36 protein-coding genes are annotated in these 24,071 nt (G+C 51.3%); all 36 read right to left on the bottom strand.

Features of this window, described 5'->3' with window-relative positions:
* Positions 1-162 precede the first annotated feature (162 nt).
* Positions 163-1,173: a class II fructose-bisphosphate aldolase gene (locus C233_RS0108840; RefSeq protein WP_018667244.1), complete on the bottom strand. Its 1,011-nt coding sequence runs from the start codon at positions 1,171-1,173 to the stop codon at positions 163-165.
* Positions 1,174-1,452: 279 nt separating this feature from the next.
* Positions 1,453-2,460 carry an endonuclease/exonuclease/phosphatase family protein gene (locus tag C233_RS0108835; RefSeq protein WP_018667243.1) on the bottom strand — a complete coding sequence of 336 codons (1,008 nt, stop codon included), beginning with the start codon at positions 2,458-2,460 and terminating at the stop codon, positions 1,453-1,455.
* A gap of 516 nt (positions 2,461-2,976) precedes the next feature.
* Entirely contained in the window at positions 2,977-3,180 is a 204-nt protein-coding gene (locus tag C233_RS0108830) for a hypothetical protein (protein WP_018667242.1), read from the bottom strand.
* A gap of 11 nt (positions 3,181-3,191) precedes the next feature.
* Entirely contained in the window at positions 3,192-3,593 is a 402-nt protein-coding gene (locus tag C233_RS0108825; RefSeq protein ID WP_018667241.1) for a ribonuclease H family protein, read from the bottom strand.
* Complete coding sequence (locus C233_RS0108820) at positions 3,590-4,120, bottom strand: hypothetical protein (protein ID WP_018667240.1); 531 nt, start codon at positions 4,118-4,120, stop codon at positions 3,590-3,592. The genes C233_RS0108825 and C233_RS0108820 overlap by 4 nt, the downstream gene beginning before the upstream one ends.
* Before the next feature lie 165 nt (positions 4,121-4,285).
* Positions 4,286-4,942: a hypothetical protein gene (locus C233_RS0108815; RefSeq protein ID WP_018667239.1), complete on the bottom strand. Its 657-nt coding sequence runs from the start codon at positions 4,940-4,942 to the stop codon at positions 4,286-4,288.
* Positions 4,939-5,238 carry a MutS N-terminal domain-containing protein gene (locus C233_RS0108810; protein WP_018667238.1) on the bottom strand — a complete coding sequence of 100 codons (300 nt, stop codon included), beginning with the start codon at positions 5,236-5,238 and terminating at the stop codon, positions 4,939-4,941. Before C233_RS0108810 ends, C233_RS0108815 begins: the two co-directional genes overlap by 4 nt.
* A 217-nt stretch (positions 5,239-5,455) precedes the next feature.
* Positions 5,456-5,686, bottom strand: a complete 231-nt coding sequence (locus C233_RS0108805; protein ID WP_018667237.1) for a hypothetical protein — start codon at positions 5,684-5,686, stop codon at positions 5,456-5,458.
* A 20-nt stretch (positions 5,687-5,706) separates the two neighbouring features.
* Positions 5,707-6,114, bottom strand: a complete 408-nt coding sequence (locus C233_RS0108800) for a hypothetical protein (protein WP_025068707.1) — start codon at positions 6,112-6,114, stop codon at positions 5,707-5,709.
* A gap of 13 nt (positions 6,115-6,127) precedes the next feature.
* A complete protein-coding gene (locus C233_RS0108795; RefSeq protein WP_018667235.1) occupies positions 6,128-6,439 on the bottom strand; it encodes an LPD28 domain-containing protein in 312 nt (103 codons plus the stop codon).
* A 94-nt stretch (positions 6,440-6,533) separates the two neighbouring features.
* Positions 6,534-6,875 carry a helix-turn-helix domain-containing protein gene (locus tag C233_RS0108790; RefSeq protein WP_018667234.1) on the bottom strand — a complete coding sequence of 114 codons (342 nt, stop codon included), beginning with the start codon at positions 6,873-6,875 and terminating at the stop codon, positions 6,534-6,536.
* A gap of 326 nt (positions 6,876-7,201) precedes the next feature.
* Positions 7,202-7,717, bottom strand: coding sequence for a hypothetical protein (locus C233_RS0108780; RefSeq protein ID WP_018667233.1), 516 nt, complete (start codon positions 7,715-7,717; stop codon positions 7,202-7,204).
* A 113-nt stretch (positions 7,718-7,830) separates the two neighbouring features.
* The gene (locus tag C233_RS0108775) at positions 7,831-8,127 is read right to left on the bottom strand and encodes a hypothetical protein (RefSeq protein WP_018667232.1); all 297 of its coding nucleotides are present in this window, start codon (positions 8,125-8,127) and stop codon (positions 7,831-7,833) included.
* 13 nt (positions 8,128-8,140) lie between these two features.
* The gene (locus C233_RS0108770) at positions 8,141-8,482 is read right to left on the bottom strand and encodes a hypothetical protein (RefSeq protein ID WP_018667231.1); all 342 of its coding nucleotides are present in this window, start codon (positions 8,480-8,482) and stop codon (positions 8,141-8,143) included.
* Positions 8,479-9,096 (bottom strand): tyrosine protein kinase, encoded by a 618-nt coding sequence (locus C233_RS0108765; RefSeq protein WP_244149061.1) that lies wholly within the window; start codon positions 9,094-9,096, stop codon positions 8,479-8,481. The genes C233_RS0108770 and C233_RS0108765 overlap by 4 nt, the downstream gene beginning before the upstream one ends.
* Before the next feature lie 202 nt (positions 9,097-9,298).
* Complete coding sequence (locus C233_RS0108760; protein WP_018667229.1) at positions 9,299-10,159, bottom strand: DpnD/PcfM family protein; 861 nt, start codon at positions 10,157-10,159, stop codon at positions 9,299-9,301.
* Complete coding sequence (locus tag C233_RS0108755) at positions 10,156-11,892, bottom strand: hypothetical protein (RefSeq protein ID WP_018667228.1); 1,737 nt, start codon at positions 11,890-11,892, stop codon at positions 10,156-10,158. Before C233_RS0108755 ends, C233_RS0108760 begins: the two co-directional genes overlap by 4 nt.
* 3 nt (positions 11,893-11,895) lie before the next feature.
* Positions 11,896-12,471: a hypothetical protein gene (locus tag C233_RS0108750; RefSeq protein WP_018667227.1), complete on the bottom strand. Its 576-nt coding sequence runs from the start codon at positions 12,469-12,471 to the stop codon at positions 11,896-11,898.
* 16 nt (positions 12,472-12,487) lie between these two features.
* Complete coding sequence (locus tag C233_RS0108745; RefSeq protein WP_018667226.1) at positions 12,488-15,484, bottom strand: N-6 DNA methylase; 2,997 nt, start codon at positions 15,482-15,484, stop codon at positions 12,488-12,490.
* A gap of 11 nt (positions 15,485-15,495) precedes the next feature.
* Positions 15,496-16,455 (bottom strand): hypothetical protein, encoded by a 960-nt coding sequence (locus tag C233_RS22510; protein ID WP_018667225.1) that lies wholly within the window; start codon positions 16,453-16,455, stop codon positions 15,496-15,498.
* A gap of 85 nt (positions 16,456-16,540) precedes the next feature.
* The gene (locus C233_RS0108735) at positions 16,541-17,131 is read right to left on the bottom strand and encodes a tyrosine-type recombinase/integrase (protein ID WP_018667224.1); all 591 of its coding nucleotides are present in this window, start codon (positions 17,129-17,131) and stop codon (positions 16,541-16,543) included.
* Positions 17,132-17,134: 3 nt separating this feature from the next.
* Positions 17,135-17,356, bottom strand: a complete 222-nt coding sequence (locus C233_RS0108730; protein ID WP_018667223.1) for a hypothetical protein — start codon at positions 17,354-17,356, stop codon at positions 17,135-17,137.
* A 14-nt stretch (positions 17,357-17,370) separates the two neighbouring features.
* Positions 17,371-18,264: a DUF932 domain-containing protein gene (locus C233_RS0108725; RefSeq protein ID WP_018667222.1), complete on the bottom strand. Its 894-nt coding sequence runs from the start codon at positions 18,262-18,264 to the stop codon at positions 17,371-17,373.
* Between the two features lie 69 nt (positions 18,265-18,333).
* The gene (locus tag C233_RS0108720) at positions 18,334-19,119 is read right to left on the bottom strand and encodes a hypothetical protein (protein WP_025068705.1); all 786 of its coding nucleotides are present in this window, start codon (positions 19,117-19,119) and stop codon (positions 18,334-18,336) included.
* Positions 19,098-19,220: a hypothetical protein gene (locus tag C233_RS24965; RefSeq protein ID WP_018667220.1), complete on the bottom strand. Its 123-nt coding sequence runs from the start codon at positions 19,218-19,220 to the stop codon at positions 19,098-19,100. Before C233_RS24965 ends, C233_RS0108720 begins: the two co-directional genes overlap by 22 nt.
* 20 nt (positions 19,221-19,240) lie before the next feature.
* A complete protein-coding gene (locus tag C233_RS22505) occupies positions 19,241-19,915 on the bottom strand; it encodes a hypothetical protein (RefSeq protein WP_018667219.1) in 675 nt (224 codons plus the stop codon).
* 12 nt (positions 19,916-19,927) lie between these two features.
* A complete protein-coding gene (locus C233_RS0108710) occupies positions 19,928-20,440 on the bottom strand; it encodes a hypothetical protein (protein WP_018667218.1) in 513 nt (170 codons plus the stop codon).
* A gap of 2 nt (positions 20,441-20,442) precedes the next feature.
* Positions 20,443-20,703, bottom strand: a complete 261-nt coding sequence (locus tag C233_RS0108705; RefSeq protein WP_018667217.1) for a hypothetical protein — start codon at positions 20,701-20,703, stop codon at positions 20,443-20,445.
* 88 nt (positions 20,704-20,791) lie between these two features.
* The gene (locus tag C233_RS23580; protein ID WP_026314798.1) at positions 20,792-21,010 is read right to left on the bottom strand and encodes a hypothetical protein; all 219 of its coding nucleotides are present in this window, start codon (positions 21,008-21,010) and stop codon (positions 20,792-20,794) included.
* A gap of 14 nt (positions 21,011-21,024) precedes the next feature.
* Positions 21,025-21,369, bottom strand: coding sequence for a hypothetical protein (locus C233_RS0108695; RefSeq protein ID WP_018667215.1), 345 nt, complete (start codon positions 21,367-21,369; stop codon positions 21,025-21,027).
* Positions 21,369-22,301: a hypothetical protein gene (locus tag C233_RS0108690; RefSeq protein ID WP_025068703.1), complete on the bottom strand. Its 933-nt coding sequence runs from the start codon at positions 22,299-22,301 to the stop codon at positions 21,369-21,371. Before C233_RS0108690 ends, C233_RS0108695 begins: the two co-directional genes overlap by 1 nt.
* 1 nt (position 22,302) lies before the next feature.
* Positions 22,303-22,518: a hypothetical protein gene (locus C233_RS0108685; RefSeq protein WP_018667213.1), complete on the bottom strand. Its 216-nt coding sequence runs from the start codon at positions 22,516-22,518 to the stop codon at positions 22,303-22,305.
* Positions 22,519-22,551: 33 nt separating this feature from the next.
* Positions 22,552-23,136, bottom strand: a complete 585-nt coding sequence (locus C233_RS0108680) for a hypothetical protein (RefSeq protein ID WP_018667212.1) — start codon at positions 23,134-23,136, stop codon at positions 22,552-22,554.
* Positions 23,137-23,162: 26 nt separating this feature from the next.
* Positions 23,163-23,648: a hypothetical protein gene (locus tag C233_RS24805; RefSeq protein ID WP_018667211.1), complete on the bottom strand. Its 486-nt coding sequence runs from the start codon at positions 23,646-23,648 to the stop codon at positions 23,163-23,165.
* A gap of 65 nt (positions 23,649-23,713) precedes the next feature.
* On the bottom strand, positions 23,714-23,896 hold the full coding sequence (locus C233_RS24480) for a hypothetical protein (protein WP_373278734.1): 183 nt from the start codon (positions 23,894-23,896) through the stop codon (positions 23,714-23,716).
* Positions 23,871-24,056 (bottom strand): hypothetical protein, encoded by a 186-nt coding sequence (locus tag C233_RS0108665; RefSeq protein ID WP_018667209.1) that lies wholly within the window; start codon positions 24,054-24,056, stop codon positions 23,871-23,873. Before C233_RS0108665 ends, C233_RS24480 begins: the two co-directional genes overlap by 26 nt.
* Between the last annotated feature and the right edge of the window lie 15 nt (positions 24,057-24,071).

The raw sequence follows: 24,071 nt of genomic DNA, 5'->3' as shown, positions 1-24,071 counted from the left end.
GGGGGAATACCTAAAGATACAAAAAAGCCAGCTAATTCGCAATATTTTGTGTATGAATTAGTTGGCTGATTTTATATTATTTACTGAATGTCCCTACCTAAAAGCAAACGGGGAGTGCATTTAAAATGCACTCCCCGTTTTATAATCAGATAACTAACTCTATTAGTCCAATTGAGCCAATTTGTTTTCCGAACCGAGCACGTTGATGATTTTGTGCTTGTAAAGTTTCTCCATGTTGTCACGAGCCGGGCCCAGGTACTTACGCGGGTCGAATTCAGCCGGTTTTTCAGCGAATACCTTACGAACGGCAGCAGTCATAGCCAGACGGGAATCCGAGTCGATGTTGATTTTGCAAACAGCAGACTTGGCAGCCTTACGCAACTGGTCTTCCGGAATACCGATAGCAGCTTCCAGTTTGCCACCGTATTGGTTGATAGTATCGACCTCTTCCTGAGGAACAGAAGATGAACCGTGGAGTACAATAGGGAATCCCGGAAGTTTCTCCATTACGGCATCCAGCACGGCAAATTCCAGAGGAGGAGGAACCAGACGGCCGGTAGCGGGGTCTACGTGGCATTGTTCGGGTTTGAACTTATATGCACCGTGAGAAGTACCGATAGAAATAGCCAAAGAATCGCAACCTGTACGCGTAGCGAAGTCGATAACCTCTTCGGGGTTGGTATATGTGTGGTGTTCGGCAGAAACCTCATCTTCCACACCTGCCAATACGCCGAGTTCGCCTTCTACCGTAACATCGAACTGGTGGGCATAGTCAACGACTTTCTTCGTCAGGGCAACATTTTCTTCGTATGGAAGATGTGAACCGTCAATCATTACTGAGGAGAAACCCGAATCGATACAGCTCTTGCAAGTTTCGAAAGTATCTCCGTGGTCAAGGTGAAGAACAATTTCAGGATGTTTGCAGCCCAGTTCCTTGGCATATTCCACAGCACCCTGAGCCATGTAACGCAGCAAAGTAGCGTTAGCATACTGGCGGGCTCCCTTAGAAACCTGAAGGATAACCGGAGACTTCGTCTCTACTGCAGCCTTGATGATAGCCTGCATCTGTTCCATGTTATTGAAATTGAATGCAGGGATTGCATATCCACCCTTGATAGCGCGAGCAAACATTTCTCTTGTGTTTACAAGGCCTAAATCTTTGTAATTAACCATTTTGTTTAAAGTTTATTGTTAGTGAATTAAAATTCTACGCAAAAGTAAGCATTATCCTTTAAAAAGAAGAACGGGAGAAGAATAAAATATCTCTATTTACCTGTCGAATCTATTCTATTTTAAAGCTATTGGCTTGAATTAACAGATTATTGTAATCTCTATATTACAAAGCTTTTGCATCTGTCTGTTCCCTTCTTACCTTCGCATTCTTAACTTTACAAACAAAAAAGCCGGAAAGCAAGTTTACTTTCCGGCCTCTTATTTACACATTATTATACATTATTTTCTCAGGTAGATAATCGTCGGCAGGTGGTCGCTGTACCCATTCAGCCACACGCGACCGCCGTGAGTACGCAAAGGCGCCCCCTTGTATTTACCGTCCTGCTGGATTAGATAATCGCGGATAAAAACCTCATTATGGTCGTAACGCAAACCTTTCTTCGCCTTCACCAAAGCCCTCGACAGCACAATCTGGTCGAACAGGTTCCACTTGCCGCGGTAGAGCAGGGTTCCCACTCCCTTATCCTCCAACGTTTCCCACCACGGATTATAAAACTGGTTCGCTTTCATACCCGATATATGTTTGCGGGCTCCCAGCACCTGCATACTCTCGTCCATAGGGTCATCGTTCATGTCTCCCATAACAAAAAGTTTCAGTTTTTTATCCTCACGCAGCAAAGAGTCCGCCAGCGCCTTCACCTGCCGGGCGGCATGCACACGCACCGGCGACTTCGCCCCGCGGGAAGGCCAGTGGTTTACGATGAAGCATACGCGCTCACCCGCCAGCCGGCCGTCTACAATCAGGAAGCCACGCGTCAGATGCACCGTATCCCCCTCGAACGGGGTGGAAAGCACCAGCTTGGAATTCGTTACGGTAAACTGCTGCGGGTCATACAACAGCGCACAGTCGATACCGCGCCGGTCGGGTCCTTCATAATGAACGAATTTATAATTGGATATGGCAGGCTGGTTAACGAGCTCTGTCAGTACCCGCCTGTTCTCAACCTCCGCTACTCCGATTACCGCCGGGCCTTCGGGAACCAGATTCCGTGACAATGAGCCCAGCACCTTCGACAGATTGTGCAATTTAGCTTCGTATTTCTCAGCCGTCCACCGATAGCTGCCGCCGGGCAGAAACTCATAGTCATTCTTGCCCGTGTCATGAATCGTATCAAACAGATTTTCAAGATTATAAAACGCTATGCTGTACAGCTTGCGTTCCGTGTTCTGGGCTACAACTATTGTAACACTGAACCAAAAACAAAAGAAAATAACCAGTTTCCTCATAGGTGATATAATATTAATCTCCTGCAAAAATCTAAAATAAAAAGCTATAAACCTATCGGGTAGTTGTTATTAATTGCTAACTACTTGATAATTAACGGTTAGTTTTGCTTGGAAAAACCAATCTCTACTTGTAGGCATACATAGAGGTTATTGATAGCCAACGTATACCGTTTGCAAAGATATACAAGAATCTTTACTGGTAAAATGCTGACGGAAAAGTTTTTCTCTTAAATCGTTAATTAGAGAAGTATATGTATGAATTTGGCGCGTGTATGGTGTTGTTGATACCGTACATGCGCCAATCATTTAATCTCCTGATTTATATTAGTTTAAGTGCCTTTATACTATCTATTATTAATTGAGTATGATTACCCAATGATAATATCGGCGTATAGTACTGTCCATCATTGTTACGACTGCTTGGTATAAGATAAACTACAAATTTATAAAATGATAATTATACAAGCGTACAATGGAAATCATTCTTTTGAATATTTGTATGTTCTGATTGCCCGATTAAGAATACCTTCTTGAAACGGGTTTGATGAGCAGGTCGATGTGCTCATGCTGAAGGATATGTTCCATCGCCTTGTATATCGGCATCTTTTCTATGCCTGCTATTTTCAGCGCCTCCATTTTGATGCTGTTTTCCACGAGCAGGAGGTAGTCTTCCTCTTTCAGCTCAACATATTTTTGGGACTGTGATTTCAGTTTCGCCATATCATTGCTTTTTATTTGTTTCTGAAATCTGCGGGTATTTCACCCCACAGCCGGTTGTCCCAATGGACAACCCTGATATCTTCAATCTTTACCGCCATGACTTTCAGGAACACCTCCGCTTTCAGCAGGGCCGGACAACGGCGCGACGAGGCGGTTTTCCTTTGTCTGAACCATGTTATGGCCGTGAGACTGTCCGAGTAGATGACACGCGGCACGAATTCCGGGTGTTCCATAAGGTATTTTACTGCTGCAACGATGCCGAGGAACTCACCGATATTGTTGGTCCAGTTCCCCGCGGTTTCCGCAAACAGCTCCTTTCCCGAAGAGAGATCGACCGCCCTGAAGCGAGTCAATCTCTCCTTCGAAGAATGGGCACCGTCAGTTGCAATTCCCGCCACAGGACATTTTCTCATACGCTTCCTTTCATGTACCTGTCACCGGTATAGATATACCCGTCGGATTCCATGCGGCGTACCAGGGAGTTCGCCTGTTTCAGGTAATCGGCGATTACACCTTCCCTGTCCTTGATGTCCCTCCTCCCTTTCAGGACGGAAAGGACACCGTCAATGGTACGGCTCATGGCGCTTTTCCCGTCCTTGGGGTCAAAAAACACCTTCTTGTTACCGAATGTCACCGTCACCTGGTACAGCGTCTTGGGCAATATTACGGTCTCAACCTGGGCGGAAAACAGTACGGGGCTGGCAGCGACAACCACGTACCCGTTCGCCTTGTGCATCGGTTTCAGTTCCACCGAGTAGAGAACGTTTGGCTCGATTGTCCCTTTCAGGTCTTCCGAAAGGACACAAATCTGCTTACCGAATCTCGAGTCTTCCCTGACTCCCATCAATTTACGTGTCTTGGAATGGCGGGAGACAAATCCTATCAGTTCTCCTGTCAGTTCCGATTTCGCAAATTTGATTTGCGACTTTTCTGATGTCATGCTAAATCATTGTCATATTCAATCTATTTCTTTCAATTAACAATCTTGCCATACTGGATCACGCTATGAATATGACAAATTTAGGGATATTTTCCCATACCATCAAAGCTTTTAGTCGTTAATTTTCAGCACATTATAACTGAAATATACAGGTATGACACGTCTTCAGTACAGCCTTTCATCCTCTGTGAAATGGCTGAAACGCTCATCTGTATCAGAGGTTTGCAGCAAGTACCGGCACTTCCAGTAACGGTATACCCGTCCGCCGTTGGGTATATAGTAATTTATGTCATTCGAGTTCAGGTACTGGTTCCCCTGTTCCGTACCGTGGTGCATCCACGTCGCGCAACCCGGAAGGTCAGGATTGGGCCGGACATAGAAATCCATCTTCTCCTTTCCCGCGACAAAGATATTGTGGATCTTTATGTCGTCATCTACAGGAAACCTGTACGCGTACAGGGCGAAATCGCAGATGTCCGTTTCGAGCAGGCTTCCCCCGAAATGAACCGGAGCCTCCCGTTTCAGGCGGTCGAACCCCTTCCTGACGTTCTCCCTGGAACATATTTCCTCGAACCGCTTTTCCGTGACCGGCTCTGCCGTGACATACACGACCCGGAAGCCGTTATTGTCCCCATCGACCACCATTACGTGCCCGATGATTTCGGAAGACCGGCTGATGTCGCGGTCCAGCGGGTCTGTCCTGTCCGGGATGCATGTCTTGAACAGCCCGATCAGGGCTACCGTAACAACCAGTATCGTCCACGGGCCTATGGCCGCAAGGACAAACACGAACTCGTCCACTTTGTTTCTTGAATTTCTCATAAGGATTTCAGAATATGGCGACCGGATGCACCCCGGACCTCGGACACGCATACCTTGTATCCTGCATCCAGCAGCCGGTTTCTATATTCTTCCATGAAAGCCACGGGAATCCTGACGGCAGGAATACCCGCAGCTGTTACACGGAACAGCGTTACATCCGTGTCCAGGGATACCGTTCGGGCATCATCGAAATACGCCTCGTAGAAATCGCCCACATGAAAAAAGACCAGCGAGTCTGCCCCGTGCTTCATTTTCATGTTCCCGTAATGCCTGCGGATAATGTCATCTTTCTTCATGCGATACAAATAATACCGGCCGTTTCTTGACCAAACGTAAAAGCGTCTGTAACCTGTTCTTTACGGGAGATTTTACCCTGACCCCGATATACAGCCCATGTTTCCTGACAAATATACTATAAATCAGGATAAATCCTCCGATGGACTGGACTAATCTTTCATTTTCACCTCCTTTCTTTCTTTTGATACCGGCATGTTGAAACGTGCACCCCGCTTTTTACCGGGCTGCATCGTCAAGGTACTGCCGGGCCTCCTCTATCGAGGAGACGGCATTGTCCATCGACTCTATGGCTTCCTGCATCCTGTCGCCGCGTTCACCCTGTTGCAACCCCTCGGGCATGTTGTCCAGGGCCTCCTGCTCCTCATCCTTCAGTTCCTCAATTTGGGAGATGATATCCTCCAGCGAGTCCCTGATTTCCTGAATCCCCTTTCTGCGTTCACTGTTCATGCTCTCAAATCCTTTTGATTTTACGTTCTTTTCTTCATTTCCCTTTTCTCAAACTCCTTGCGCAACACCTCGACAAGTTGCCTTGAATCGGTTATCTTCTGTCCCTTTCCGCGGGGTGCTCCATGAAACAGCGGCGTGAAAACCAGCCCGAAATCCTCGTCCACGGAGAAACCGCCTATGAGGACGATACCGGCCTTGATACGATAGTAGTCCCCGTACATGGTATACTGGTCCGTGGTCTTGGAAAACCCGTACCCGGGCATAAGTTCCACCAGCGCGTCCAGTACCGGGCGGACGACCTCGATAAGGAAATTCGGCTGTTCGGGGCGCGTCTTCTTTTTCTTCCGGCTGGGATTTTTCGTGGTATCCTGCCCGTAGAAGGCGTCAAAGCGCTTCCGGTAATTTTCTGTCAGTTGTTGAATGTCCATAACCATATAAGATTTAAGTGTTCTTTCCAATCCATTTTTTCAGGGGCATCGAGTTCCCCTTGAAATTGTAGTCCTCGATTTCCACACCGTCCCAGTCTTCCATACGGAACTCCTCGCGGGAGAGAATGGTTCCGCCGTGGTTTACCACGACGACGGGCCCGACGGTGGCCAGCCGGTCGCCGTCATCCGATTCGCAGATGTCGTGGGCGAACAACCCGTCCGGTACGGCATTGCGGTCAATTCTGTCATCAGTAAATAGCACGGGAATGTCCTTGACGGTCATCGTCTCGAAGGTTTCCGTGCAAAGGTCCTCTCGTGTAAACATGCCAATGGGGCAGCAAGCCTTCCGGCACTTTGGGTATTGCATAGAGATTGGCAATAATCCCCTGTTCCAGTTCTTTTAAGTTTTTCCTGTAATCTCATTTTCTGTCAGTCTTTAATTGAATTTTACCTTCTTTATACAACTTCTGCTTGTAGCGCCGGTGTTCACGGATAATCTCCGCGTGTTTTTTCCGGTCGGGCTTGTACAGCCCTTTCGCCTTGCGTTCGTTCAACAGCTTCCTGTTACGTTTTTCATTCTCGGGATTCACGATAAAGGTCACGAGACGGCGGCTGACACCGTATTCGCGTGCCAGTTGGCGCTGGCTGAGCTTCTCCGTGTGATAGCGGTGGAAAATCTCCACCCGCTGTTCAGGTGTCAGTTTCTGCCTGCGGTCATATCGTGTCCCGCTGATGATTATCCCTGTACTTCTGTATGGCATGGCATGTTATTTTAACAATTCCACGGGAATATTTTCGTTGACGATGGTAAGTCCCTTACTCATAAGTTTCTCGGTTTTGTATTTATTTGTACAATCTCTCTTCTTGACGCTCTTTCAAAGTCTTTCGGAGATACTGCATGAGTTTTCCGCAGGGGTACAGGGCGTGTTCCCGCTGGCGGGCGTAGCTCAGGCCCCGCTTGAGAGGATCATGCCCCCGGCATTGAGGACAAGGTCGCCATAGACATAGTTCTCCCCCGTGAGATAAATATCGTGGATGGGGTTCGGGACGGTTGCCATAGTTGCTTCTTGTTATTTAACAGACCGGTCTACATTTGACCGATAGAATATTCTTTTACCAGTTGCTTTCCATATGCCTTGTCTTTCTCGGCCGCCAGGCTTGCCAGGCGGCGGATGTTCCGGTTCGCTTTTTTCACGACCTGTTCCACCGTCGGTTTAGGCGTCGCGAGTTTTCGGCAATCGCTGCAATACTGCCGGTTCCCCTTGAGCGGCTTGCCGCAAACCGGACAGCGGCGTCTGCCGTCCCGTCCGAGCACTTCCAACAGATTGTCACGTATGCCTTCCCACCATTCCCGGCGGTCGATGTCGTAATCGTAGACGGTTACCGTGTTCCCGAAGCCACGTGCTTCGACTTCAACGGCAATCCCCGTGTCTTCAAGAAGAACCCTCGACACGGGGTCGTCGTTAGGTTCGCAATGCCTGTCGTACCAGATTATGTAAGTGGGATCGTTCAGCCCGTCGGGCTCCCCGAAAGAGAGTTCCGTGAGGCCGTTGTTCACGAGGATGTCGCGGATGGCGGCTTGTAAATCTTTGATACTGTCCATTGATATTTAGTTTTATGGTTATTCCTCATTCGTCAGTTCATGTCCGGGGCATGGCCGTGTCTTTGCCCGGCTCCGTTCTTGTTTTCTTGTCCATATTTGTCATATTCCTGGTTTCATGTTTCCAGCGGGGTGAAGAAGACGGTCAGTATCACCTTCTCATCGCCCAGGTTGTACACTTCCAGGCGGTCATTCCGGATAGTCCTTTTCAGGATGCCGCCCTGATAGCGGGTATTGCGTACCTTGAAGGAAAAGTCATCGATGAACGAGCTGATGCAGTGTAGCACGTGCCCGAACTCGTCCTTGCCGTAGGCCTGGGAGAAATACGCTCTCACGTGCGTCCTCAATCTCAGGATGTAGTTCGGGGCCTTGCTTCCACCCGGCCCGGCCAGCGCTATTTTATATTTTTGCATACTTTCGTTTTGTCTAATCGTCATACCAGCCTTCGATTTCATCGAAACAGCCCTTTGTGTCCCATTCGTCCAGCAAGGTTTCGGGATAGGTCCATTCCAGGCTGTAAAACAGGTCCTGACAGACCTCCTCGTTACCCTTGCACAAGGCAAGCAGGGAGTTGCGCGTGTAACAATCCCCCGTGTGCGGGACCCGCCAGTCTTCATGGCCTTCCGCGGCGTATTCGGGGACATAGCAGACCTCGTCCGGGCAGTTGAGAAAGGCGTCCTCGTTCTTGTAGATGTTTCCCTCCCCGCCGTATTCCAGCTCGTAAAACACGCCTTCCGGGGTTTCTATTTTCTTGCCGATCTCTATCATACCGTTATCGTTTCGTGGGTGTATATAATCACCATCCGGGCGGAGAACACCTTGTCGCGAACCGTGGGATTGGCGATTGCCCAATCGGAATGAAAGCGCATGTCCGGAATGGACACGGTGTCCACGATAGCGCCGTCCTCTTCCAGGCGGATGTAGTCCGGCTCGTACAGGTCACAGAGGAATTTGCCGTTCGTGTCGCTGATGGCGTATACCTTGCCGTCAAGGGCGGCCGTCATCTCCTCCTCGTTGCGATAAACAAACAGGTATTTATAACCCGACTCCATCTCCCGTGTAATCCGTTCGTGCAGCTCCCCGGGACTCAACGTCCGGAGCCTTGAAACGACAACCCCGACACATTCTACGGCATCATAGCTGTCCAGGGCATCATGGCAGGTGGTTTTGAATTCTTCTTCGGGTCGGTCCACGAGATTGATGGTACGCACTTCCCGCCCGTACCCGCCGAGCAGGTAAAAAGGCGTGTTGTCCCATAGTTCCTTTTTGACAGAGAGCGGCAGGGAGCATTCCCTCGTCTGGCGATTCGCCGCAATGTACATTTTCAGACTCTCCCCGCATTCCATGCGGAGGATGTGCTGGGTGAATTCCCCAAATGTCATAATTTTGATCCCCTCACAGTTTTCCGTGAAGAAATCCGGTTTTATCCTTTCCATTATCTTGTCTTTTATTTTAAGATTAGCGTTGTCGGCAGTAAAAGGGGTGGAGTATTCACCTCCTTTTATTAAAAAAGGCCGCCGCGGCCGAAACCGCGACAGCCCGTCATCATAATGGCAACCGATGAACAATGTTATGCCGTTGTCGTTATTCATCCTCGTAATACGGTACCCCGTGCCTTAGCACCGTTTTCTCCATCTCTTCCCACCACACCTCGCTATGACGCTCCTTGTTGAAATTGATGGGTTCATTTTCGCCGAGTCTCAGACGGTCACGGGTTTCCATTTCCGTTTCCCACACGATCCGCTCCATCTGCTCGTCCGTGACATCATAGGTATCGAACGGGACCGGCAGGGATTCCAGCTTCCGGCGCGACAGCTCGGAGGCGCCGTGGACGAAAACTTTGTCGTAGAAGTCGTCCTCTCTTGGCGGACGTTCCGGCAGGTCGTCGAGATAACCCGATTCGCACAGGTAGTTCTCGTCGTGCCTCCGCGTCTGGCGGTTGTTCTCGAACGTTTTCAGGTCCTCTGCCGTCAGGCGGAATTCCTCCTTCTTGCGCCGTAAATATTCCATGACCTTCCCGAACGAGGAAAACGGGGCGAGAAGCCGCATGGAAGAACGGCTGTGCCAGGCATCGCTCCTGTACAGCAGGTAGACCTGAGGTCGGTTCCGGGCTAATTCCTCACGGTGTTCGTTAAACTCATACAGGGCGTTGTCGAAACTTCCGAACGTCAGCCGGATTTTGTCCTCGATGGATACGAGCTCTTTATACTCCTCAAAGCGTTCTTCCACGTATTTGGTAAAGCTGCTGTCCCCCAGGGCGCGTTTCATTGTCTCGTCATCAGGGGAGAGAGCGATGTCGGCACCGGTAAAATCATCGGCCGAGAGCACGTGTTTCTGCTCGTTGTACTCGTCTTCCGCCCGGCTGACGGCCAGCCCGGGTGTTTCCTCCTCGACCTCCACGATTCTGCGCAGGGTCTCCTCGATGACTATCTGATATTTATTCATGCCGCATTCTCCTTTCCCGCTACCCGTGACGACCGGATCTCGTTTTTCAGCTCGGACAGAGAGTGGCTCATCTCGATACCCGTTTCCAGTTGTGCGGTATAAAACACCCTTTCTTCCAGCAGTTCATTGGCGTAGATGGCGACTCCGTCCTCTTCACCTACCTTCTCCACAGTATAATATCCGTTAAACTGGTACGGTTTGAGTTCTTTCGGGACGGACGGCTTGACAAATGAAGCATCGTTGTCGGCTATCAGTTTTTCCAGCCACGTGGTATGGAATGTGCCGATGGGACATTCAAACAGCGTTACCGGCCGGAATGCCTGCGGGGTACGACGGGTCACAACAAGCACCTGGTAGGTGTTGTAGCGGATACCCCGTTCACTACGGATACCGATATAGGTGTTCCCGAGCTTGCAGTAGGTGTCGTTCTCGCGGAATTCCCGCAGGTGGGAGAAGGAGACCTCGCCTCCGAAGAATGCCTCTTCCAGTCCCGTTTCGTTCCGGAACTCGGCAATGAAACGCTGCGGGATATATTCACGGTAATATTCGTTTTTCCGGTACAGCCGTTGTGCCTGCTCCAGAGGTATCAGTTCCGGTCTCACTTCGGAGAGATGATGTCCACTGTATTCCAACGCTTTGTACACGATTTCCCTCGTTTGCATCTGCTTGGGCATCCGGGAGAACCAACGGAAAGAGGTGCCGTGCACCATACAGTATTCCACAAACTCCGGTGTCCACACGGATTCCGGAAACTCGGGCGTCTCGATGTTCTTGCGCACATAGGTCTTGCAGACCTCTTCGGTAAGGAGGTGTTTGTCATCCTTACGGAGATGGATGTTGTCCCTTTCGTCGGCTTCCAGGGCTTTGATAAGCCTTGCCGAAGTCTGGAAGTTCTCCGGCAGGTATTTAAAGGCGCGGGGCTCCTTGAGGACAATTTGGTCAGCCATCTTGTCGTCCATCAGGTGAAAGATGGTTTCCTTGTGGTTTTCCATAATCCCGTTTCGTTCGTACTGGCCGTGACAGATGGAGAGTTTTCCGTGTATGATGGCGTTCGTAACGGTAGTGTAATCATAGTAGGCGGGAGGCACGAGGCTGAAATCGAGGCTCGCTATCTTCAAGTAGTATTCTCCGTATTTGTAACGATTGGGAACCAGCACGTCCAGATCCTCGGCTTTCAGACCGGAGGAAAACAAGTCCAGATAGAACCGCCGGTTCAGTATGGCAGCGGGAACAAAGCTCAAGAAAATTTGCACCCGCTTAATATCGTGAGTCGTCTGGTACCCGCCGTACCTGCCGTGCCGGTAAGAACCAATGACACGGGAGTAGACGGACGTTATGCCTTTACGAACCAGTTCGGCGTTCCAAAGCGACGGTTGGAACAGGTGCAGGTACTTGATCCCGGCATCTTTCCGTTCTAACAGGTTTTCCAGCATCGTGGATGAACGGAGTTTTTTCGGGACGTGGACGATGTTGTCGCAGTCTTTCCTGACGGCGAACTCGCAAAGCTGCTCACCGCGCAATTCTTCCGGGATATTGGAGAGCTGGAATGTATCCCAGCTGTAACTCTTTTCATTGCGGTTGATGATGGACATGACTGCTTCTTCTGTCAGATATCGGTGCGGAAGGCAGTCCAGCAGTTTGAGATTACCCTCTTCAATAGCCGCCTGAGCAATTTCCTGTGTCACCAGATGTTCAGGAAGATTGGCTACGGCCGTATAAATTTCTTTTCTCATGACCTATGATCTGTTTAATGGGTGATTGATAGTTGTGACGAGTCGCTTGTCACGGAACACGAAATACGGCTCGTTGTTTTCTTTTGCCTTGGAAAGCAGTGTATTCCATGTTGAGATTTCCGTGTCGGGAAGTGCGTGTAGTTGCCCGTCCCCGCTCATTCGGGTTATTGTCAGGGCGGATAAGTTCCCATTTTTCCCGCTATCCAGGGATTCCGGCAGGGATACGGAAAGTTTCCCGGCCCTGAAATGGTGCCATTGTCCCTCTTTGAACAGGAATCCTTCCGCTTCGAGTTTCAGCAGTTCCTCCCCCGAATCGACATATCTCGGCAGGTGTTTGCCCTTCTTTTCCTTGTCGTCACGAATCCTTGCACGGCAATACACCTTGTCGTAATAATCTTTGGGTTTGCCGAAGGGAGTCGGTCTGAGCGTGACCAGATTACCCAGGTCGATCAGCGCGGAGACCCTGGACTCTTTCGGGTAGAAATTTTTCAGAATGTGCGGCAGGTCATAATTGTAAAATCTCGGTACGGAAATATACCTGATGACACCGTCCGGCTGTTGTTGTGCGATGATAACCATATCGATAATTTTTAGTTTAACTTACTTTTTGTGCGCCCCAGCAGATGTGGAAATTACCTTTCTCGTCTTTCTCGCGTCTGAAGAGGGTTTCTATGATGTCGGGAGAGATGTCGAACTCCTCGAAGATGTCCGATTCCTCCGTTACCTTCCCGTTTTTGACGAACTCGTTCAACCGTTCCTTGGCGAGCACCAGTGCCATCAGGTTCTGTTCGATGGAATCCCCGTAGGTAATGTAATGGACATGGCGCATACCTTCCGAGTCCAGACGGATGAAGCGGAAGTAGAATTGCTCCATGCGCGGGATGTTCCAGAGCAGGGATTCGATAATGATGTCCTCGCAACCGGGAACATTGACCGAGCTTCTCAGGCTCTGCTGCGTGCAGACCAGAATACCGTCCATCGTCTTCTCGAACCTGTCGAGCAGGCGCTGTCGCGTCTTGAAGCCCACGTTTCCACGTATGACGAACAGTGGTCTTTGCGGGAAATGCTCCTTGAGAAATTCCTGGTACATGGCCACCGCATCGAGCGAGGTACAGCCGATGGCGACCTTGCCGCGCAGTTCATAGCGCAACTTGCGTCCGATCAGCTTGGCCTTTTCCGGATAGGGGTCGCCATGGTAACCGCTCATCTTGTGCGGAACCGAACAGGCTTTGATAAGGAGCTGTATCTGGCGTGCGATTTTGAGATGGGATTCTTTTCTCTTGTCCGTCATCGGGCTGAAATAAAGATGCAGGATTTCATGGAATCTCTCCATGATGGTACGATATACCGCCCGTTCACCCTCTCCGGGGGTTACGGTGTAGTTGATGATTTCGTATTTATCTCCGGCGAACTCCTTGAATTTCCGTGTAATGATGGTTTTGTCGATGAGTTCGGAAAGGTGGGTCTGGTTGTATATGTCCTGGTTGTGTTTCTCCACCCCGAATACGGTAGCCTTGCCCGGGCAGAAGCTGGCACGGAACAGCCTTGCACCGCCACGTGCGGGGAACGGACGGAGACAATGCTCGTTGTATTTCTCCGAAATGTTCCGCTCCTTGTCCTCGAAGTACACCCGTGAGGCGTAACAAATCATGTTTACGGAGTTGTTGTACATCAATTCAAACTGCGAGTAGAGCTCCACGATCGAGTTGCGCGTTGTCGTGCCGGTGGCCAGCAGCTTGAATTCGGCCCTGCGGAACAGTTCCATTGTCAGACGGGTCCGCAGGGCGTAAGGGTTGGTTATTTCGTCCGACTCGTCGAATATCAGGCATATTTTGTTGGAGCGACGCTTCATGAATGTTTTGAGGGCCGCCTTCAAATCACCCAGCATCGTCAACGACACCAGCACGAACATGCCGGCCCCGACAGCTTTCAGATGTTCGGGGCGGCTGACGGTAACGAACGGTTCGCCGTGGCGTTGCAGGAAGGGTTCCCATGTCATGTGTATGGCGATGGACGGTGCCAAAACCACGGTGTTTTTTGTCCGCGTATCACGAAACTTGGCGTAGTGGTATGCTACGGCGGTTTTACCGGAGCCTTGCTGCCAGTTGAGAAGCGCGTAGCGTTTTTGAAAGACCAGTCCCATGTCGTGTTGTTGCAGCGCGGTGAATTGGCATGTCTGCATGTCCTTGTTCAGGAAGCTCAGGGAAGCGATCCGCTCGTCCAGCGCGGTATCCCGCTGCATAGCGGTGAATTTTACCGACTGGAGTTCGTAAGCCCTGCGTTTCTTGGCGATGAAGCGTTCTGCCATTGCGTATTGTTCCTTCTGGCGCGGGGTCATTTCCGGGAGTGCCGGGAGCGGTTTCTCTCCGATGAGGATGTCGTTCAGGGACGAGTAGGTGTGTCCCACTCTGTCCAGCAAGTGCGGGGCGTATCCTTTCAGTTTGAAGCCGTACGAAGTCTTTACCAATGCCACTTCTTTACGGGGAATAATGTTTTGGTCGCGGATGTGGCGCCGCAGGACGCCCAGTACTTTTTTGTAGGTCAGTTTCCGGCGTTCCCACGCTTTGTACTCTTCCACCGTGCAGTTTTCAGGCGGACGCTGGTTGCGGAACCTGGAGACCAGTGCAACGGACTTGTCGTAATGTTTTTGGAGTGCCTTGTGGGTCTTGATTTCGTACAGGTATTTTTTCAGCCGGTACTCGAACTCGCGGTTTTCCGCCATCGTTTCTTCCGAGATTTCCTGATGTAACAGCAGTTTAATCTCTTCCCGGATGCCTCTGCCTTTCGCGATCCGCTCTCCCAGTTGCTCCATCGTGCAGAACTCCTCTGCACGGTAAGGTTGCATCTCGATGTGTTTGGATGCCCGCAAAAATGCCATGATTTTGGTGTCGAACTTCGCCACACCCACCCGCTTGAAGGCATCGGACGGGAGTTTTGTCTGCCCGATGAAGGAGAAATCCCGGTTTATGGCGTTGATTCTCGTTTTGTCCCAGAATTCGTCTTTCAGGAACGTGGCGGGAACGATCATCAACAGCAGACCGGCGGGGTTCAGCATCCAGTAAGCTTTGTTGCAGTAGTGGAATTGTGAAGGGGTGCCGTCGAAATCGAGGTTGAATGGCGGGTTACCGATCAGGATGTCGAAACGTTCCTCCATTTCACAGGTACGGATGTCCGCGACATTGATGTGCGCGTTCGGATAGAGGAATCTGGCGACTTTGACCGCGTCAGGGTCTATGTCGAAACCGTAGGCGTTATACGGGTTAGGCAAGAAATTGAAAAAGTTTCCCATACCGCAGCACATATCCAGAATCATGTCCGTGGATTGCGGGCAAGCGGCATCGACCATCGTCCGGCAAATCTCGTGCGGCGTGAAGAACTGGCCCATTTCCTGTTCCCGCTTGGCTTCGGCATACTCGGAATAGGAAGCGAAATCCCCTTGTTTCAACGTGTGAAGTCCGCCGTGCCCGGTGTAGGAATTATACACGGTTTCGGCTGTAAACTCGGACGAACCGGAATCAATGGCCGCCAGAATTTTCTCGTTAACCGCTTGCCTGACGGATTGCGATATTTTCAGTGGATGAATCTGGTACATGTTGGAAGTATTTATGAGGTGTATGATAGCAGTGATTCCTTGATTCCCGAGGACAAGTCAGAGAAATTCATGCTTTGTATCTCTTCATACTGCATGCCCAGGAACTCGGCGAAAGCGTCGCACTGGGCCTCTATCCGACGTTCCATGGTTTCTTTCGTTTGCTTGTCTCTCGCTTTTCGGTACGCCTTTACCAGCACCTCGACAGTTTCATCGAAATCCCCGAAGTCGTAGTTGGCGGTGCGCATCTCGGAAAACAGTTCTATTGTCTTTCCGTTAGGCAGCGTGTAGTTCAGAGATCTTGTCTTTGCATTTATTTTTTCGGGTGCCTTTACCGCTTTGAGTTCTTTGTCGGTTGCCGTACGGCAGAGCGGCAGTTTCCCGGAGGCGGTTTGCTTGCATCCCTCGACGAGCCGTCCTTCGGATACCATCTTCCCGTACGTTTCCCTGATATAGCGATATACCGGGGAGGTATTCGAATAGACGGAACCCCCACGGAGCGTCTTGACGCGCAGTTTTTCGACGAGTATTTCCAGCACCTGTTCCCGGCTCTTGTACAGGTTACGGCGTTTGGTGCGGAAGGCGTCGAGAAAGACACCCCCGATAGTCATATCATGCGTCTCGTGGTAATACGCGAGCTCTTCCTCCTCCGTCAGGTCGAGAATCTCGCCGTAAGTGTCCGTACACAGGTACTGGAAGGTCGTTCCTTGTGTCAGGATCTTCTCGATAAGTCCCATGTGCTCTTTAAGAACGGGACCCGATAGCGATTGCGGGTGGCAGTACAGGCATGTCTTGCCGAGGTACACCTCGGGACAGCCGTCTTTGTATTTGCTTTCCTTGACGCTGAACCCTGTTTCCGTGAAAAGGCGCTTCACCTCGTCGAAGAAGCGCCCGGCTTTCTCTTCCGGCATGCGACCGCCGTCATAGCCGGACTCGACACGGAAGTACGTGTCGATATATATAGGTTTGTCCATTTGCAGTTCTGATTTTGATGTGTTTCTATATTAAAGCGTAGCCCGTAAACCGAACGGATGGTTTTCGGCATCGTGGGTAATATTGTCATAGACGTATGGAATCGAACACCTTGTCGATGTCCTCCTGTGCCAGGCCGATGTACCGGCGGGTGGTTTCCAGGTTGGAGTGCCGGAATATCTGGTTGAGCAGGATCAGGCTCTCGGCCGAGCGTCCCATCAGCTCGTAGACGTACCGCCCGAAGGTCTTGCGGAAGGTATGCGTGGAGAATGCCCTGATCGGCAGCCTGTACCTTACCCGGAAGACCTTGAGCAGCCTGTTGATGTATTCCAGCGAGTAGGGTTTCCCGGTACGCGGGCTGAGGAAGATGTACTGTTCGGGATCGGGTTGTCCGAGCATCCCGTACAGGAAACGGTTCTTCTCCTGCACGTCCCTGTTGAACTTGATCAGGCGGTTTTTCTTTGTTTTCTGCTCGACGCGGGCCATGGTGCTTTTCCCCAGGATGTCTTTCCAGCGCAGGGCTCTCACGTCGGAGGCCCTGCATGCCGTGCAGAACGACAGCCAGCAGTACGTTTCCCACAGGTACTCGCCGTCCTTCTCAAGCCCGCGGACCAGCCTGTTATATTCCGCTATGGGAAGGTAGTCCGCTGTCGTGAGTTGTCCCCGGATGCGTGTCATGGCCTATGAATCGCGCATGGCGATGAGCTGTTTGACATCCCGTATTTTCTCTTTCAACTCCGCTTCGCGGCGGAAGGACGGCGTGCATTTCGCACGCCGCCCTCCCGTGCCCCAGCCCGTGTTGTCGATGACACCGTGCAGGCGCGATTTCTCTTTGTGCAGGCTCTTCTCAAGCCGTTCGAGCCGTTTTTCGAGCGTCGCCCGTTTATACGTTCTTCCTGCCATGATACCGTGTCTTGTCAGTTAAGTGAACCCGAAAGCATGACCTCTGCCAGCGCCCCGTTCTGGGGAATCATCGCCGGAAGGTCAGTCCTGCCCGGTTTATAAAGTTCAGTCGCGCAGTTGTACACGTCCCACGCCGTGAGCGTCTGTTTCTCTTCGGCGAGTTTGAGCAGGTCCTCGGTGAAGATAGAAATCTGGGACTGGTTCAACGGGTAGGTTTCCACCTTGGACGAGAGGCGCTTGTCGGAGCTGTCATGCGAGACCCGCAACGCCGTCAGCAGGCCGATGTAGGCGTACATCTCCACGGGTGAGACTTTCTTCTCCTTCAGGCGGCGGATACGCTCCCTGTCCTCGTTCATCTGTTCCTCGAAGTTTGAGAGCCACCCGTCCACGCGATCGAAAAGTTCCTCGGTGGTAACCTTGTCTTTCCCGTAGTTCGACACGCTGCGCTCGGGGGAAAGGATGCACTGGTTGTGGCACACGAGCACGCACGGGCCTATCGCTGCCTGGATGCCATCCTGGTGGAAGGCCACGACCAGCGTGGTGGTCAGCTCGTCCGTCTCCCAGTTCTTGATGCGGATGGTCGCGTATACCCGGCGCAGGACGTGCGCCTCGACGGCGTTCTCGCCATATTTCTCTTCCACCTGCGGCAGGACGACCACGCCGGGCTGGGCCTTGTTCTTGTTCTGGGCGGCGAAGATTTCCTCCACCTCGTAATTCAGGTTGTACTTCTTGCAGGTGTCAGCCAGACGCTCTATCACCTCGTAGTGGTAGATGCCCTTGACGGGGTTACCGTAAATGTCATTCTCCTTGTGCGTGCGGCGGAGCGTGTCGAGCGTCATCACCTCGACGTTGTTGTTCTGGAAGTCGAACTGCACGGGGGCAGTCATGGTTTCGAATGTTGTTGCCATAATGATTGATATTAAAATAGTTATACAATAAGAAAGGCGGTGAACTGTTGTTCATCGCCTTTTCAGGATTCATTTTGTGGGTTCAGGCAGGTAGCACCTGCATATCAGGTCCGTGATACTCGGGTAATACGCGTTGCCATAAGTTCCGTGTGGTCCGCAGCGGGCAAGGAAGCGGAAGTAAAAATCTACCGGCCGCCGGTAGTCCGTCTGTATTTTGGTTTTCAGCAGGCGGTAGGCGTACCCGTCAGAATTTTCCACCTTGACCTTGCGCCCGTTGAAATAGTAGTTTCCCTCCCCGTCCGAGGAGAACAGCACCTCTTTCGTCGCGGGACGTTCGTCGGCAACCACCCGGAAGAACTCCCCGGGGGAGCGGCAGTCCTGGTATTCTATCGGTATCGGGTCACCCTCCTTCAGTTTTCCGTTCAGTTTGTCAAGCAATGCCTTGATGGCGGGCGTGTAGATGTTCTCCGATTGGAAACATCCCGTGCCACGCCAGTGTTCCTCAAAAAGCCTGCTGATTTCAAGGAGCCGGGAGAGGGTTTCCCGGGCGGTCTGGGGTTTGTTCGTCAGGTATGGAATATGCTCGGTTGCTAATACGGGAAGCGACAGGAAATCTTCCGGTTGCAGTTCCCTCTTCTGGTGCAGGTTATAGTGTCCCTCGAGCAGGGAGTCGAGGTCGGCCTCCTGCAAATTCCCGTCCGTCCATGCCAGGCAGCCCTCTTTCTTGCAGCCCGGACATTTATCCGCTCCATACGGCAGGAGCATCACCTTGCCGCAATCGGAACAGGTAACCAGGTCGCCACGCTCTGTATAAACATCTACTGTTTCCATCCTCAATCCTCCACGTAAGGCCATTCGAGATGGCAGTCATTACAAATCGCCACGCCCTCGTCGTCCAGAATGTCTATGTCGGTAACCCCGCATTCGGGGCATACCGGTGTCTTTGTTTCTTTCATTTGTCTCTATTTTTTAGGTTTTACATTTTCTTAATCACTGGTAGCGGTACCCAGCACGCCGACGTGCCGAAATCACGTATCCCGTTCTCGTCTTGGATAAGTTCGTACTCTTCTTTCCCGATGTACTCCTGGGAGTCCGGCCAGCACACGGCACGGTAACACTTTTCCGGCTTGGGAGATTTCCCGAATTCCCGGATGTATTCCGCCTCGGGGACATAGCGTGCGCCGTTGTCCCCGCTGTTCCACGAGGGGTAACCGGTTTCGCTTTCCTCGAAAGAGGAGGCATCCTCGGGAAATTCGACCAGCACGTATAACTTGTCGTCCCATGTCTGGAGACATGTTTCACAGTGGAACATGCCGTTATGGCTATCAAAACGGAAATTCTTCGAACCGCACTTCGGGCAGTTGGCATCCTTGCTTTTGGGAAACTCCAGGATTTCGCCGGCAATGATGTCCAAACTGGTCCAGTAGAGTTGTTCCTTGTAATCTTTTGACATTCTGGCGGCCAGTTCCATCATCTGTCCGTCGTCTATCTTTTGGATGTCGTACCCTTTCGCCTCCAGGTCTTCCCGGTGCACGAAAGAGATCGGGAAGTACCCTCCGGACAGCCGTTGTTGTAATCGACGTTCCTCTTCCGTGGGATTTTCCTTGGCGTCGAAATACGCTTTTACCTCGTCTAAAATTGTTTGAACCATATTCTATTCGTATTACATGTCCGTTATTTTTTCCTTGTAGAACCCGTCGACGGCAAGCAGGTAATCCCCCGTGTCCCAGTCGGTGCCCGCGTGCCTCGTCTCGAACTCCCCCGCCCAGCGGATGATGTCCGATACCACGGCTCGGGAATCCCTGCCTTCCCAGAGATTCTCCGCCCCGGCATTGTAGGCCAGATCCACGACCGTTTCCAACAGTTTGCGGTTGCCGTTGCACTCCCTGCCGAGGGACAATAGCCACAGCTTCACGTCCACTGCATCCTCCTCGACGGTTTCGTTGTGCAGGCACGAGCACTGCCCCTGGCCGTTATGGCAGACCAACACCGGGTGTCCGGTATCCGGACAGACACGTACCAGCACCTCGCTTGGCGCCAGCAACTCCGCATCCCGGTCCCGACGTGTATGCGGGAGGGCAAGGAGTATCCTGTTAAGGATTTCCTGCTCCTCCGCCGTCCGCGGACCTTTCATTTCCAGCCGGAGGCGGATGTCTTCAAGTAACTTGTATAGCATGATTATTCTTCGTTATGATACTTTTTCCAAATTATCCTTTTCTCGTCATAACTTCTCCCGTTCCACCATTCTTCACATACGGTAATCTTGTTGTCATCGACATCGGCGGCAATGAACCCGTACTCTTCCAGCCAATGGGCGATCTCGAATAACCCCTCGATTTGTACATTCTCGACGGGTTCGTCAAAATCTTCGCCGGCTTCACCGTTGAGCGTGCAGAGCAGTTTTCCCGTCCCGTCCCCAACGAGGTCGGGAAATAACAATTCGGCATGTATGCCGTCATTTCCCGGTAAAGTGTGTCGTTATCTTCAGGAAATGCGCGTTCTGTATTCGTTATCGGTTGTTCGGTTTTCATACTTGTTCGATATTGGTTTTACTTCGTTTGTATATCGGACATCGTGCCCGATACCTGCATTGGCCCCGGGCGGCATTGAGATGCTCCCCATGCCATTCCTCCCAGGCTTTCACCCCGTCGGCTATCAGGAACGCGATCAGTTTCATGCAACAGAAACCCCGTTCCCGGTGGTTCGCGTCATGGAGGTTGGCCAGCCCGTTATCTCTGGTTCTCATGATGAACCGGTATTTTAAAACCACGATACATGCACATAGGCATCGCTCTGGTCACTGTCATCGATTAGGGAATCAAGTATTTCTATAAGCTTCTCCTTGCCTATTCCGATTTTCGCCAGTTCCGCGCTGAATTTTCCCGCGTGTTCCCGGAACACCCCGTCACGTTCCGCGATATGCAGACGCAATTCCTGCAAGTCGGAACGCCTCACCACGAACTCTTTCGTACAGATGTCCTCTGCCGAGTTGTCAACATTGAACATTCGCAGAATACGATAAAGAGCATCCTGCCCGGCACCTCCACTCATTCCCGGGCGCTTGTATTCGATTTGCCAAACTTTGGCTACATGTAAACAGGCCATTATCTTTTCGTTTTTCGGATTTGTTGTCTTACGCGGTGTAGCATCGCTTCGATACCGCGGATGTTCACCTCGTTCTCCTTCAGTTTGTAATAGTAGGCGTTTGCCTCGTTGTAGTCTTCCCGTGCCTTGCGCAGTCTGCTCTCTTTGGCATTGCAGACCTGCTCGTAGGACAAGTCGTAACCGATGAATTCGTCCATAAAGAGGGAAACCGTACGCCCGTGGTAGTCGTCTGCGCGGGTTTCCACCACGGCATGGATGATGTCATCGCACCGCTTGCCGAGCGTCCTTAGCACGTCGCTGATATGCCGGTCGTGGTACTCGTACCCGAAGAAACGGACGTAACTTTCGTGTTCCTGCCGGTCTGTCTTTCCCGCGTAATACTCGTACCACCGGGCATCGCACTTGGTGTGCCGCCGGGTGACCTTGAATATGGCGTACTCTTCACCGATCCATGTAAAACGCGAGAGTACCTCGCTTGCCTCTTCCCCGTGATAGCAATCACGCCAGTTCAGCGCCTCGGTCTGGCCGAGCGGGCGGAATGACTGTTTGGTAATCCACTGCCCGAAACCTTCGCGTGTGACATGTGGGAGTTCTTTCCTGACCTTGCCCCATGCCTCGTTACATGCCTCGTCCAGTGAAGGGAAACTTTCGGGAAAGCGTTCCCTGTCCGTGCCGTCACGCAGTACCTCGTTCCAGTCCTTGTCGCATATGACAAGGGTGAGACCCGTCCTTACGTGAGAGTCCCTCTCGCAATATCCGTGGGGAGCATCGCGTAACGTGTACCATTCCTTCGGGCCATAACCGTCATCACGCCCCAGATAGCGTCCGGGCTTGCCTTCCCCCGTCTGTACTTCCCACACTTCCGTGCAGTTTCCACGGTCGATATGGTGCAGGCGTACCTTAATTTCCTTACAATCTCGTTTTTCTTCCATGTCATTCATTTTTAGGATGGTCTGTCTTTTCCTTTTCGAGAATCAGGCAGATTTCTTCGAGGTCATGCTCGTTGTCTATCGGTTGCCCGTATTCCGTATCCACGATGACCACCCCGACATTGGCAAGGTGGCATCCTGCTATCGTTTTGTCATAATCGCTCCATTCGGGATTGATTTCTGTTACCGTGTTGAATTCAAGTCCGTATGATGTCTTCATTGTATTTTCAGTCATTATGCGTATTTTTCTATTCTATGCTGCCGCTTTGTTCAGCCCGTCGATAATATGCCTGCACTGGGCTTCCAGTTCTTTTAGACATTCCGTGCCGTAGAATCCCCAACAACTGTCCAGTTCATTGTCATCGTCACTTTCCGGTGTAATGCGATACCCGAAGACTTCCCCGGTATAGTAGTTGTCAAGGGTTCTGATTTCGTCTTGCAGGTGTCCCTCGATCCGTTTCCTGCGTTCCGCAGTGATGTTCTTCCACACGTACTCCTGGCGTACCTTGTCCAACGGGACAGCGATAATGCCGAAAAATCCGGAGTCCCACGGGCAACTCAGCGGCGAGGTGGATATCGTAATGCCGCCATGGTCGTAGAGGTAGACCGGAAGGGCGACGTATTCCTTCAGGAACGACTCCCGGAAATTTCCGATACGCCCCTGGAAAACCTCATTTATATCGAAGTGGTCGTCGAACTCCTTTTCCGGCCGGTAACGGCGATGCGCCGTGTAGAGCGTGCCGAGGTTGTCATATTTCTCACGCGGGCTTCGGACATCATCATCGTAATAGATATTGATATGGTATCCTTTATACTCTATCCGTTCATACAGGTTCATCTCTTTATGTATTAAGTTTATGTTCTTTATTGTTGCCGTTCATCGTCCGGGGGGAATTCCCCGGTACGGTAAAATATCTCCCCGAGACGGTCGGCCCGTTCCGCCAGACCTTTCTGCCGGATTGCAGACACGGCCTTGTATGCCGCTTTCTCGTACATGCCCAGCAGCACCGGTTCGGGCAGACATTTCGTCCGCCATACCTCCTGTGCCGTGGCGAGCATTTCTACCTTGCAGCCTAAATGGGCGGCCGTGATAAGGATAAGGGCGTAGGCGATGTAATTGGGAATGCCTTGATCGGGTACGGGGGACAGGATATCCAGCTCCGAAGCATAGACCTCCGCTTCGCTCGTACCGTTCCCGATAACTATCATGCGTTCGTCGAAGTCCGCGGTATCTTCTTCGGTGAAGTCCTTGTTGTACTCGTCTTTGGGGTCTATGACCGTGTATTCACCGGATGTTTCCCCGGCAGGGTCGTTCCAGTAGACCCGCTGTCCTTTTTTGAATGTTCTCATTGTTCTTCAATTTAGATATTGTGCCCATCGGTTTTAGCGGCGCGGACGATTATTGATGGATTTTCTCAATCGTCCGGTTCAAGCTCGTCTTCATAGACTTCTATTTCTTTCCCGCTCTCGCGGATTCGTACCAGCCACGTGTACTGGAACTGTTCCACCAACTCTACGCGGCGGTATCCCTTGTAAGAGACTTTCAGCGTGGCGATGTCTCCCGGTTTCATATCAGGCCACGATTTCGAACTGGACATGGAAATGGAACTCGCTCATCAGCTGACAGATATGCGGAACTGATTTCGGGTCTTCCCCGTAGGGGTAGAAAATGGTGCGGCAGCGTGTCAGGCAGCGTACGCCCTGTTTACGCAGCCGCTGCAGCAGGTAAGTCCTGCGCCGTAGTTGTTTTTTACTCATGATAAAAAGTTTTAG

This window comes from Bacteroides gallinarum DSM 18171 = JCM 13658, assembly GCF_000374365.1.
Classification (GTDB): domain Bacteria; phylum Bacteroidota; class Bacteroidia; order Bacteroidales; family Bacteroidaceae; genus Bacteroides; species Bacteroides gallinarum.
Note: the sequence above shows the minus strand (reverse complement) of the source record. Positions and strands in the feature narration are given on the sequence as shown.